The sequence below is a fragment of the Pseudomonas sp. XWY-1 genome (assembly GCF_002953115.1).
GTDB lineage: Bacteria > Pseudomonadota > Gammaproteobacteria > Pseudomonadales > Pseudomonadaceae > Aquipseudomonas > Aquipseudomonas alloputida.
Genome location: NZ_CP026332.1, coordinates 1,988,542 through 2,000,852 on the forward strand (window position 1 = coordinate 1,988,542; position 12,311 = coordinate 2,000,852).

The following is a 12,311-nucleotide window of genomic DNA, read 5'->3' on the forward strand; positions in this document are numbered from 1 at the left end:
GAAGCACCCATTAGAATGTAGTTTTAGTGTTTCTCAATTGCGCTTAACGCCATATAGGCTCGTTAACGGCTGAGCCCACCGCTGTAGGTGGGCTCTTTTTATTTAATTGTTATCAGCAAGGCTACGTCTTTCAGGGAGCGTACATGTCCCATTTTATGCAAGCCTATCTCGATGAGAGATGCGACATGCCTGACGGGATCCCACTCTAGCGCACTTTGATGCACAAACTGTCTGAGTAATGCTTCGTAGATATCCAAGTGCTCGCCAAATAGAGTTGGGGCGTTGAATTCTTGCCCGTCCAGGTCTGACACACTGGCATTGCCGAGCCCATTTTCGTCGGCCAGTGCAAGCGCGATCGCAAACCGGCTCAAAATATTAGGCGTCAGGCCTGTTTTCGACTTTAGGAACTTCAGCTTCGCAGTGGATGATGCTGATATTTTAAATTTGTGCGGAAATACGTTCATGCGTTTTGTGCCCACCGCCAGAAATAGCCTTCCTCTGCTTGAGTGGAGCGAGTTTCTGGATTATATACCAGATGATAAGAGTGCGAAATGCTACCTTGCAGGCCTTCGTAGAAGGCGTAGTCAATTTCAGTATCAGTCGAGAGAATGATGACTTGGTGACTCGTTTTGGGGAAATAGTTTTCAACGAGTTTTTTCCTGTGAACCGAGTCCAGTCGACCTAGCGGTGTGTCGATCACAACAGGTAGGCTTCGCCCTGACGTCCGGGCCAGCGCTTCCAAAATAGAGATCGCAAAGATCTGCTTCTCGCCGGCTGACAGCTCTTCCTTACGGAGTTTTACGCCTTCATCGTCAATCAGGACGACCTCGAAGGAGTTCGGGTCGATGTGGATGCTGAGATTCCGATCTTCTTTGCGGGCGAGACCATTGAATGAGGTGTAAAACTGCGACTCGAGCTCTTTGAGTTTTTCAATTCGAGCGCGTGCGGAGAACTCTTTCAATACATCTTTGGCATTTTGTGCGAGCCCGGTCAGGCGTTCTTCTTCCTGGGATTCAGCTATTTCTGTGTAGAGATCGTCTAACTGGCCTGCAGCCAACGACAGGCGGACGAGGAGGGCCTTTGCCTCCTCAGCCATTACGGATCTCTGCTCCTCAAGAGCGGATAGCCGTCCCTGAAGTTTTCCTTGTTCGTTAAACAGTGGGATCAGTACTTTTTCGTCAGGTGCTCTAGCGATATTTTCCCGGGCGGCTTCGATTTGGTTATCAGTTTCCTGAAGCGTCATCACTAAGCCAGCAGCACGCTGTTGGAGCGAACCAACATCGTTCTGTAGGCGATGAGTGATGCTGAATCGTTGAGTGTCCGAGAGCTCGTGTACCAGAGCTTGTTGTTCAGTGCCGTTTGAGACTTCTGAGCCGAAGGTCCTCAGAAAAATATCTTGAAGGGCAGGAAGCTGCTCCTTCGTCATCGCAAACGCAGATTCGACTTCTGCTAGAAAATTGCTCTGCTGGCGCTGCAAGTACTCGGAGAGTACCTGCGACTTTTCCGCGCGTTGCTCAGCGCCTATCTGCGCCAGCAGTTTCTCGTTGAGGCTTTGAGTTATTGCGAAAGGTAGCAGGCCGCTGAGCATGTCATGCAGGGTGTGCTCTATAGCCTTCTTTTCGCTAACTAATGCTTCGAGGTTGACCGTTTCCTCTCGCCTGGAGGCGCTCCAGGCGCCACCGCGTGCATTGATGCTCGCTTCGATGCTACCAAGGTTCTTGTGGGCCTCGACAGTATTCACGCGCATGAGGAGAAGCTTTTCGCGTATTTCGGCAAGCTGCTCCTTCAGGTCGTTATAACTCCGTTCTGCATCGGCAATTTTCTGCTTGCGATCTTCTGACGCCTTTTTGACCGAACGCCCTCTGATAATAACGGAGAGGTCGGAGTGCAATCGATCGATGAGATCCAAACCCAACAGCTTGTTGATCGACTCACGCAACGCATCTCCGGATGTTTCTTCGGCAAGGCTCGCGATTTTTTCGCCATCGAAGAAAAACAGCTCGGAAACGCCGATCGGGATTAGCTCGTTGAGAAATGCTTGTGCCTGATCATAGGAAAGTTCGGTCAGGTAGTGTCCGTCCCTTGAAATGATCAAGCCTTCCTTTACTTTGCCAGCGTGATCAACAAACCAGTCACGTGTCAGTTGATAGCTCGAAATAACACCATATTGTGCATAGCGGAAGGTCAGCTCGACAGCTGCTCGCGTAGGCTTGGCGATGCTGTTGTGAGCTCTGTGTATGCATTCACGAAGATACTGATGGTACTCGGCAACCGTTGCGCCGGAGCCCAGTACGCCTTTACCGTACAAGGCAAGCTTCAGCGCGCTCAGGATGGTTGTTTTGCCACCGCCGTTTAGGCCGCCAAATAATACGATAGGTGCGTTTTTGCCTCTTTTAATCTTAGGAACCAGATCAAAATCGTGGGCACCGCTGAACACGCGGAAGTCTAGTACTGAAAGGGAGTCAATAATCATTGCAGCAAGCCATCTATGTCGGCTTTCAGAGATTCGAAAGCAGTCTTGTACGTGTCAGTAACTTTAGGTACAGCGCGCCGTTCCATCGCTTCGTCCAATCCACCCCAGTCTTGCTCCAGGACTTTCTGCAGCTCGTCCAGAATGCCTTTTCGACGTGAGAGCCCAGAGAACGACAATTCTGTATCGATCAGCTTCATGATCAGCAATGCTGGAACGCCGTGCTCAGCCTCGAGTGCGTTGAGAATGGCAGCATCGGGTTCAGTAAACGCGCCGGCATCGTTTTTGATCCACTCAACCGTATCGTCAGGGTAAATCTCACCATAGATTTTAGGGAGCGAATCAATCCAATCCGGTTCATTTGGGTCCTTGAGCCACTGCTGACGGATCACTTGTAGCTCATCGCGGCCGATCAGCTCGATCTCACGATCGGTCTCACGAATGCCCTTCTCAATTTCCAAAAGCAGCTTTAGCCACTCGCGGCGATATTTCATCCAGTACGGACCAGGCACGTGCTTGGCGGCGGTATTGGAGTCGTCATCGATAGCCCCTCTTGCGAAGGTAACTTTCCCGGTCCGACGTTTGTAGTTCCGGAATTCGGCTTTATTTTCGGGCAGGGAGCTGGCGTGCAACTGGTTGCGGAACTGAAGCAGCGGTAGCATCCAGTCTTCGCCGCTGTTTACGAGTCCTTCAATCGCTTTGTCGTGTGTCACGACTGTGCAGGTCCAGCATCCGAAACGCGAGTTTCCGCATGATGGTGTATTGGTATCGATGACGAGCGGACATTCTCCAGCATTGGAGTCTTTGTAGAGCTCAAACAGTACTCGGTTGGAGCCGCCCCAGGGCCTGGCAGCGCTCATGAGGTATTCCCACACATCATCAGCGTGCCAAAGCTCAATGGGCATGTAGGTATACGCATTGTGCAATGTTGTGTGTCGGCCGAGTGCAGAACCATCGATTTTGTGGCGTGTGATTACCTGGGCACGCGTGGAGCTTTCTTCCCGTCTGGATCCCAGCACAACCACGACTTCACCGAAGCGAGCGACCTTATCTTTGATGAACTCGCTCACAGGGTCAATTTTCATTCGCTCAGTACACCAGCGGAATGCTTTGGTTGGGGCAGGGTAGCCTTTACCCAAGAGGTTGGCCCAAAACGTCTCACCGACTTTAGGAGTGACAGAGTGTGCTGTCATTGGCAGTTGGTCCTGAAGCGCCTGAGCATTCACCGAATCAAGCACTTGGTGGATCATGTCGACGACAACAGGGGTTTCCACGCGAGTGTCAGAGGAGACCACGTAAACGTGCTTATGGCGTTCCTCAGGCGGCAAAAGCTTCAAGGCGTAGTAGGTGAGCGACAGAATGACAGTGGAGTCTTTACCACCGCTAAATCCCACCACCCATGGTCGACTATCAGCCTTGTAAATGCTCTGAAGCTCGCGGACAGCGTCCGCTAACGGCCTACCCGCAATGATCGCTTCTTGGACGAAGTCATCGTGTGATGGATAGAGAAATTGATCATTGCTCATTATTGGGAAAACCTGTTTTCTAACTCTCGTTCAACCGTGGACAGCGGGACACCAAGCTTCTTCTTAATGAGACTGGCGGTGAGTGCAACATTCGTGGTGGCTTTGGAGATCCGGCCGTGAACCATGGCGCGGCCTTCCCATTCAGGATTGGCTCTTGACCAGTCGATGCTTCGCAACTGACTGATGGTTTTTTGCCATTCGGACTCTTTGCGGATGATCAGCTCGGCACCGACGAGCCCAATCGCTTGCAGCATCACGCCGTGGGCATGGATGTAGTTGTCTCGCAGCTCAGACGTCGACAGCTCCTTGTTTTTTGCCCTGATCCAATCGGGCATCTGGAGAGAAACCTCTTCCCAGAAGGACTTCGCGAGCTCTCTCTCGTTTTGCGCGATGAGGTCACCTTTTCCTTTTTTCAACAGGACGCGGGACGCATTCTTGATGGCGCTGAGGGTGAAGAGCTTGGAGCTTCGAGGGGAGAGGCTGGACTTCTCCAGCTCAGTCATCCTCGAGAAAACTTCTACATTTTTTGCCAAGTACCTAGCCAGGTCAGAAATCTGGTCTCTGTGATCGTACAGGGTACTGATTGAATTGCTCGGACGAACGGCATGCTTGTTGAGATCAGCGAACATTTGCTGACTGCGGTTGAGTCCTTCGTCAATAAAGAAAAGGACCGGGATATTGTCGTGGCCAAGCTCTGGGTTCTCACGGATTGCCTGCTCGATGGCTGCACGGCGATGCTGACCGTCGTTGATCAATATCGGAGCTTCCATCGGGATTGTCAGCGTGCCGATGCTCTGCGCTAGGCCAGTGTCGGAAGCAGGGGTGAACTCGACAACGCCATCCACTGATGCCGTGATCGCGGACAGGGTGTAATCGTCGCGATTGTCGAGCAAATAGGCTGAGATCTCTGGGACTCGGGCGAGGTTCAATGTGCGCTGCGCCCGCAGATCGGCTGGTACATTGTCCTCGTTAAAAATGAATATTTTGGGCACAAGGCGCATAGGGCACATCGCGATGTAGCAAGGCCGGCCGGCCTGGATGCCCCTGACGCATGGGAAGGAGTGGACGTAAATATTCATGGCTCAGAACGTGTTTTTACTATGAGTACGTCATTTTGCATATTTTTAACGTACACGCAAGGTGAGCATGACCCATGCGGGTCGATTCGGAGCCTTGGATCAGGCGTTTCGGTCATCCCAGGTGCGGAGAAGTCATACCTCGACGAAAGTGACCAATGACTGAACTCCTAGGTGGCGGATGATCGCCGCTGCGACCTCTGTGCTGCCATCCGTAAATAATTTATCCTTGGTCTGCTTGTAGACATCTCTCCATTGGAAGTTTTGTTGGTTGCTTATTTTTTCGATTCTTAGGATCTGCCGCAATACTGAGCGGGCAAACTCTAGGACGAGAATTTTGCTGGGTTTAATGTCGCCGTGAGTGTAATGGAACTTGTTCCGCAGATCTATGTAAAACTTACAGGAAGTGTAATCGGAAACGTGCAGAAGGTTGAAGTGGTTTCCGACGCTTTTATAGATAGGGTTAAAGCCTAGAACCATCTTTGTGTCGAGTATGTACACATCCGGGAATGTGCCTCTTTTGTCCGTGTAATTGGCGATGGTAGCATTGTGTAAGAATAAGGAGCCTGCTGTGTAGCACTCATAGGCTCGAAAAATGTGCATGAATGCCTTGCTATATAGCTGGCGGCGCATGGATAGCTCGTAACCCAAATAGTGCATTACTGACATCACCTTGTAGACACAAGGAAAGCCGTTCTGGAGGGCCGCAGTCGGGTAAGTGTTGGATAAGTCGGTGGCATTGGTGGGGCATACCATGAGCAGCCCATTGCAATAACTGATGAGCGTGTCGATGGTATGCTTAAATATGCTGAACGTTGACTTGAGGTTGTCTATGTAGTCGACGAATGCTTTGAGTTCGTGCAGTTGAAGCCCATCGAGGTCGGTGCCGAGACTCTTATTCCTCAGCAACCTGTCGGGCAGGAAGCTGTAGCCAATCAATAGTCGGTTGATATGACGGACTAGTTCATTGTGCTCCCCGCAGGCCGCTTCAATAGTGTGTTTAACAATCGGGTGTAGATGCTGAGTGTCGTGAAGATAGCGGGTGATATCCTCGTGATTCGTGGTGAAGTCCGTATCGCGCAGCTGGGGGACCTCCGCTGAGAGTCCCGTATCGAGATCATATTTAATAAAGCGTCGATCTGCATCAGCTGGTAGATAGGCGTGCACCAAGAAATGCTCCGCCGTGGTCAGAACGGTGCTGCCTGGCACCAGTAAGCAGCGAGGGCGGATTTGCACCGTCGCATAAATATGCTGTGTAAGATCGGCCAGTAAGCTACGAGAGCCAGAGACGATGAGAAACTCAGAGTACTCTAAGGTTGCAGCGCATAGCAGCTCCTTAAGAGTTGGATCAAGGTTATCTCCGTCCAAGATGGAGAAGAAAACATCCTTACAGTTCCTCATCAAACTCCTCACTCTTGGAGTAGATAAAGTCCTTGGCTTTCAGGGTGCGAACCAAGTCATTAAAGGAGTCAGTCAGGTTTTCGGAGATGAGTGTGCCGACCAGAGTGTCGAACTGGGTTTTCGAAGAGTCGCCGCCAAATTCCTTCATCTCTCTAGATTTGTCTAGTTCGGCCGCGTACAGTCGCTCGCGCTCAAATGCTGGAAGATTAAAGTTAGTGCGGTAAGATTTCTCGAAAACCTTGCGCTTGTCTTCTCGCATCTGGTTGATAAAACTACCTACTTCCTCTTTGGCTAACTCCGATATGACTTGCTGCTCTTTCGAGTCGGTGGAGTCGGTTTTATCCGCATTAGATAGTAGTAGTCGGACAATCTGGCGTTTCGCTGACTTGGTTACTTTAATGCGAGAGCCACTAAAAATTGTGTCTTGGAGATAGAGGTGCCGTTCATCGAAGAGATCAGATTTTGGCGGGAATGAATTCGCCACGAAAATTGTTATGTAATGTGAAGCCCGTGCCAGTGGAATACCATTGGCAATGAATTTTGCGCAGAGGAGCGACCATGCTTCAATCATGGCCTTTTGGAAAATGGTTTTACGCGAAAAATCGGGTATTGTGTTGTCGATTAATGTTCTCAGTTCTTCCCGTACCATCGCATGCATGGCGAGCGCAGGTTTGGACAGGATGTCGTTGAACAGTACATGCCCTTTAACGATGGAAAACACGTTTTGGTCGTTACGGCGTTCGCGCCTGAGCTCCTCCTCGATGGTGGTAAAGTAGTTTTTGAATTGAGCGCAGTACTCTGCATAGAAAGGGGTGTTGAAGAACATTTCAACTAGTGCTGGTGTGATGGTTTCGTTCACCAGGGAAATAAGACGAGCGCGATGGCGAGACAGGAAATCGCGCCACGGGAAATACTCCGGCGCGCTTCTTTCCTCGTCGTATTCGTCGGAACCAAAATCAAACTCACTCGATTGTCTATCAATGCCCAGAATGGCAGCCAGCAGCTTGACGCCATTTTTGGTTTTGAAGAGCTCCTCGAAGGCGCTGTTAATCACGCCGATGCTGGTCAGGGTGTGTTCACGAGAGATCTCCAGTGATTGCTTGTGGTTTTTCGTATTCCATTCGATTAAACCGAGACCCTCTCCATCCTTCTGTTCCAGAACTGCTTTGCAGAATTCTCGACAAATAATGGAGCCTAAGGTTTGTTCCGAAAGCAGAGTAAGAAAGTGCCCGCTGACGCGTTCCACCGTCGAGTTCACGTCGACGAAGAGATGCCTCAATACCTCTGGAACTTTAGGTTGTACGTCGCTGTGGTTCTCAATCGAATTGGGTGGATAGACTAAGCAGATAGGTATCGTAAGGTCTTTTACCAAATCTCTGTGATTGGCTCGCAATGCGTTTAGCGCAAATAGGCGATGCTGCCCGTCAATGACCACTAGCCTGGCGCCTTTGACTCCGTTGGGGGTAATGTTTACCTGGATTTTTGCATTGTCAACTGTAATCGCTACAGGGTGGTCTCCATCGCCACAGGAAAATATTCTAGGTTCTTCCTGGTCGACTTGGTAATTTGTGACTTTTAGGACGCCTGGCCACTCTCTGGTATGCAGTGTGCCGATGTTATCACTATCAGAGCTGAATGTTGATTTTGGATAGTAGTCTTCGAGACGTTTATCTTGGTCGACATAGACAACGCCCACTAACAGTGGGGGTAGAAAGACGATGTCCTTTTGAATGCCTACCTCCTTTGCCAAGTACTGGCTGATTTCGGCGATGGCTCGCTCTTCGTCAATGTCGCGTTGGATTAAATAATCAAAATTTAGGTCAGTGTTGACGTCTTTAGCGTAGGATAGATATGAAAGCTCGTCGATCTTGAAAGATGTCATCAAGTATTCTATTGGGACGGAGCCGTTAGTTTTGAATATTCCGAACGCGCCATCTTTTTCAAATTCGTATCGGAAGGGAGCTGCAGTTTGTCGTCTGGTCATAGCAAACCTTAAATTGGTTAGTCAGTTGAATGATTTCCGGTAACTACTGAGAGTTTTCCTGGTTCAATGTTGTGCGCGCTTTGATAGGAATGGATCAACTCCAACAAGCTTGAGCGGTAGAGAGCGGACACGGATGGCCGCGGATCTGACAGCTCATGGTGCATTCCATATGCTTTCTGCGCCAACACCGATCTCCTTCAGTTGTCAAACGGGGATGCTTTAGACGTGATTAGGCGAATCTTACCTTATAACGAGCATCGGTTTGCACATCGCATATGGTGTTCGCTTGCTGCGGGTTCGCGCGCGCTGGCGGTGACGACGGCCCGTCGAGATTGGAGGCCCTGGACAGATGCTGTCTGGGGCGGGGAGCGTCGGCCCATCTGCCGCTGAGGGCACGTTCAGCTGGCAGCTTCGACTTCAGTTAAGCCCAGCCTCAGGCTCAGCAATGCTTTGGATGACGATGTCGTGATCATGGCCTGCGCGGCTAAGGTGCTGCATGCTATGGCGCGGTTTGCAGCCATGGTTTGAGGAGAGGGAAGGTATCAACGCAGGGGAGGGCAGCCTTTGTATCACCATTTGAGCGAGAGCCTGAAGGGCACATCGCAGATCAGGTTCCCGGCTTTCACAAGCCCCTACGAAAGTGTTCCCGAAGGAGAATGTTCAAAAATTTCCTGATCTGCTGCCAGAAGTCTGACTTTACTGGGATTCTCGGATGGTACTCGACACGGCAAAGACACGCTGCTCCGTTCTCGGATGGCTTTTTCTTATGTTGCCGCTCGCCGGTATAGGGATAGTCATCGAGGTCGATGGTCAGCACTATTACTCAACGTATGATGGCCGCGATAGCCGAGGCGGTACTCAGGCAATGGGTTGCGGACAGACTGCACAGATTGTCTGGCTATGAAGTATATATTTTTGGGGCACGAGTTTGGCAAGTCAGACACTGAAAAATACAGATAAAGTTCTGCCGAACACTCTTTGATCGATATGCATTGCTATAAGTGCGTGATGCGATGACCTCGCGGAAATTTTTGGTAATATTGTGTGCCTAGGTTGGAGTCACCCCTCTCATCCGATGATGTTTGGCAGGCGGATCAACACGATCAGCGACCGCAATAATTATAATCAGAGGGGCGCGGTTCGCAGCAAAACGACTCAGAGGTTAGGAGCTCAAGGCATCAAAGTTAAGAAAGGATTATTGGCGGGAAGCTCCATCGGAATTGTCCTGGCGTCGATTAGTAAGTAGCCATTCACTGAGCTAGTTTTGCGTGGGCCTTTAACTTTACAGGTCCAGATATTCCGGCCATTAGGCTTTTTCAGATGAACATCCAGTTTTTCAAACTGACGTTGGAGAAATCGCCAGGCTTCGCTACTAGGATCTGCTTCGGCCACCTCTGGATGCTCGGCAGCGTAGCGTTGGAAAATGCCCGGCGTGACCAGAAAAAAAGTGCCCTCCACGGAGTGGACCTTGGCCTTGCTGTCGTTAATCAACAATCGATGACTGTGGACACCGTCGCGCAGCCACTCTAGAAACACCAGCCCGATGGCATCCTGGGGAAGCGTAGTTTCGGACTGCAAGTTTCCAGTGCTTGATTCAGTCTCAAGTTGACGCGGCTCTTCCAACATATCCATCAGATCGTCGAGATAGTTGAAATCCTCATCCAAGATTGTTGTGGTCGACCGCTTTTCCTTCGCGGCAGTTTGCGGCCCATCTGTGCTCGGCTCGCAGGGTTCACTGGTTGATACGGGATGGTCCATCATCGGCTCAATCGTGCCGCTAAAGCAGACTGGCCTGGACTCATCGCCCCAGATCAGACTCGGCTGTAGGCGGAGGAAGGTGAAGCGATGCTCCCATTCACCGATGGTTACGGTCGCGCTCCATACCGCTTTGCCTTCAGATGACGCGTCCACCAACCCATGGGATTGCAGCTCATCAAACAAGGCAATATTGGAGGAGGGGATACCATCCACGGATTGAGCCAGCAGGTATGCACGCAGTTTGTCAGTCGCAGTTTTGCTGACCAACCACAGGTGGTCCTCGGTGAGCCATCCGGCGGCGCCAGGCTGGTTGAGCTTGAATTCGTTTTTGATCAGATGGCGTAGCCCCATGAGTAGGTGATGCTGTAGCGAGTGCTTGGGGGCGTGCAGTGCTTTTGTCGGGTTGGCACCGATGTTCTGCGCAGTGGACACCCGATCAGCTTGCAGCACCAGTTCCCCGAGTGTGCCAGCGTGCTCGTAGTGGTCGGCTAGCAGGAACAGCAATTGGCTCCACAATTCGGGGTAATCGCTGAGCCAGTCGAGCAGGGCGGGCGATAGGATCTGCGTATAGAGCAACCCCGCCGCGGCACCGTGCAGCTTGTAATCGCGGCCTGGGTGGTAGCGGAAACGGTAGGGCTGGTTCAGCGGGCCGTGCCAGGGGTGCCAGCGTTCGGCATTCTGATACTCGACCTGCAGGTCTACGGCGATTTTGCCGATATCATGGAGCAGGGCGCCGTAGGCAATCGCGGCGCTCCAGGCATCGGCTTGTGCCGCCTGGTCTTCTGGCGCCGCGCGGCTGGGGAGGAGGTAGGATTGGCGTAGCTTCAAGCTGCAGGCCACCAGCTCCAATCCGTGATCGAGCATGCCCCCGGCATAGGCGTGATGATGGCTTTCGCTGGCCGGAAGTTGCTGTACGTAGCCGGCGTAACGGCGGATGGGCTCGAGGTAGAGCCGATCAAACTGGGCTTCGGAGAGGGCCGTATACTGCCAGATACGTTCAAGCAGCCTTTTCCGGTGATCTACGTCGAGCAGAGATTCGGCCGACTGGGGGAGCAGGAAGCCCTCGGCGATGGGAGTGGGAGTGAGCTCTGCCGGCTCGCCTTTTTGAATTTTCAACCACCAGCTTTTCATCGCATGACCTGCTGTTCGTTCGGGAGGTCCTTTTGCCTTTTCGGATAAGCCTCTTACCCTTGCGCCCCCTTCCATTGCCGCCGTTACCCTTTACCGCCTTGGCCATTTTCGCGTGTGTGATAATTCGAAGCCAGGTCCATCGGGATCGGCGGCCGCTCGGAATAGCGGTGCCTTTGTTCAGGGCGTAGACTGCCCGGCATCATTGCTAGAGCAGGGGTGCGGATGACGTTGAGTGATGCGGTATTGATCGTATTATTGGCCGATCGGATTCATGGCACGGATACGGCCATCCGGTCAGCGGCCAAACGCTGTGCGAAAAAGCTGCCCCGCAGCCAGCGCGGTATTGTGTTCAAGATCGGGAACAGCGCAAACCCGCGGCAACTTGTGGCGCACCTGTGTCAGCACTTGTCTGATTGAGTAACCAGGCGAGGTCGTTTTAACCGGCGCCTCGCAAGAGCGTGTGCTCTTTACGTAAACTCTCGGCTAAATCCGCAGTCTCAGTTATTATCCCAGCACTTGTCCCACACCTAGGAACATCATTCATGTCCAAACTTGCCGAGTTCAAAGCACTGGAAGCGCAACTGGCCGCGCAGCTGCAACAGCTGGATGCCATGAAAAACGACTCCGGCTTGAAGCAGGAAATCGAGTTCGAACAAAAACTCAGAGCCTTGCTGGAACAGTACGGCATGGGCCTGCGCCAGGTGATCAGCATTCTGGATCCGTCCAAGGGCCTGAGCGTACCGACCGCGAGTTCAGTCAGCAGCAGTCAGCGCAAGCCTCGCGAGGTTAAACGCTACAAGCATCCACAGAGCGGTGAGGTTGTGGAAACCAAGGGCGGCAACCACAAGATCCTCAAGCAGTGGAAGCAGGAGCACGGCTCGGACACTGTCGAGAGCTGGCTGCAGTAATCACTGGCTTCCTGACGGCGGCGGGTATCGCGCAGCAGACAAAACAAAGGCCCCGGT

9 protein-coding genes are annotated in these 12,311 nt (G+C 51.9%); 2 read left to right on the top strand and 7 right to left on the bottom strand.

The window, feature by feature from the left end; genetic code table 11:
- Nucleotides 1–98: 98 nt before the first annotated feature.
- From PRJ_RS09350 to mobH, 7 genes are all read right to left on the bottom strand, one after another.
- Nucleotides 99–464: a DndE family protein gene (locus tag PRJ_RS09350; RefSeq protein ID WP_104961167.1), complete on the bottom strand. Its 366-nt coding sequence runs from the start codon at nucleotides 462–464 to the stop codon at nucleotides 99–101.
- A complete protein-coding gene (gene dndD, locus PRJ_RS09355; protein ID WP_104961168.1) occupies nucleotides 461–2,473 on the bottom strand; it encodes a DNA sulfur modification protein DndD in 2,013 nt (670 codons plus the stop codon). The genes PRJ_RS09350 and dndD overlap by 4 nt, the downstream gene beginning before the upstream one ends.
- A complete protein-coding gene (gene dndC / locus PRJ_RS09360; RefSeq protein WP_104961169.1) occupies nucleotides 2,470–3,996 on the bottom strand; it encodes a DNA phosphorothioation system sulfurtransferase DndC in 1,527 nt (508 codons plus the stop codon). The genes dndD and dndC overlap by 4 nt, the downstream gene beginning before the upstream one ends.
- On the bottom strand, nucleotides 3,996–5,075 hold the full coding sequence (dndB, locus tag PRJ_RS09365; protein ID WP_104961170.1) for a DNA sulfur modification protein DndB: 1,080 nt from the start codon (nucleotides 5,073–5,075) through the stop codon (nucleotides 3,996–3,998). Before dndB ends, dndC begins: the two co-directional genes overlap by 1 nt.
- A 132-nt stretch (nucleotides 5,076–5,207) precedes the next feature.
- Nucleotides 5,208–6,473, bottom strand: coding sequence for a hypothetical protein (locus tag PRJ_RS09370; RefSeq protein ID WP_104961171.1), 1,266 nt, complete (start codon nucleotides 6,471–6,473; stop codon nucleotides 5,208–5,210).
- Nucleotides 6,460–8,457, bottom strand: coding sequence for a DNA sulfur modification protein DndB (locus PRJ_RS09375; protein ID WP_104961172.1), 1,998 nt, complete (start codon nucleotides 8,455–8,457; stop codon nucleotides 6,460–6,462). Before PRJ_RS09375 ends, PRJ_RS09370 begins: the two co-directional genes overlap by 14 nt.
- 1,170 nt (nucleotides 8,458–9,627) lie before the next feature.
- Entirely contained in the window at nucleotides 9,628–11,346 is a 1,719-nt protein-coding gene (mobH, locus tag PRJ_RS09380; RefSeq protein ID WP_104961173.1) for a MobH family relaxase, read from the bottom strand.
- Between the two features lie 222 nt (nucleotides 11,347–11,568).
- On the opposite strand from mobH, the gene PRJ_RS30335 reads away from it, so the two are divergent.
- The gene (locus tag PRJ_RS30335; protein ID WP_104961174.1) at nucleotides 11,569–11,763 is read left to right on the top strand and encodes a hypothetical protein; all 195 of its coding nucleotides are present in this window, start codon (nucleotides 11,569–11,571) and stop codon (nucleotides 11,761–11,763) included.
- A gap of 125 nt (nucleotides 11,764–11,888) precedes the next feature.
- Nucleotides 11,889–12,254, top strand: a complete 366-nt coding sequence (locus PRJ_RS09390; protein ID WP_104961175.1) for a histone-like nucleoid-structuring protein, MvaT/MvaU family — start codon at nucleotides 11,889–11,891, stop codon at nucleotides 12,252–12,254.
- Nucleotides 12,255–12,311 lie beyond the last annotated feature (57 nt).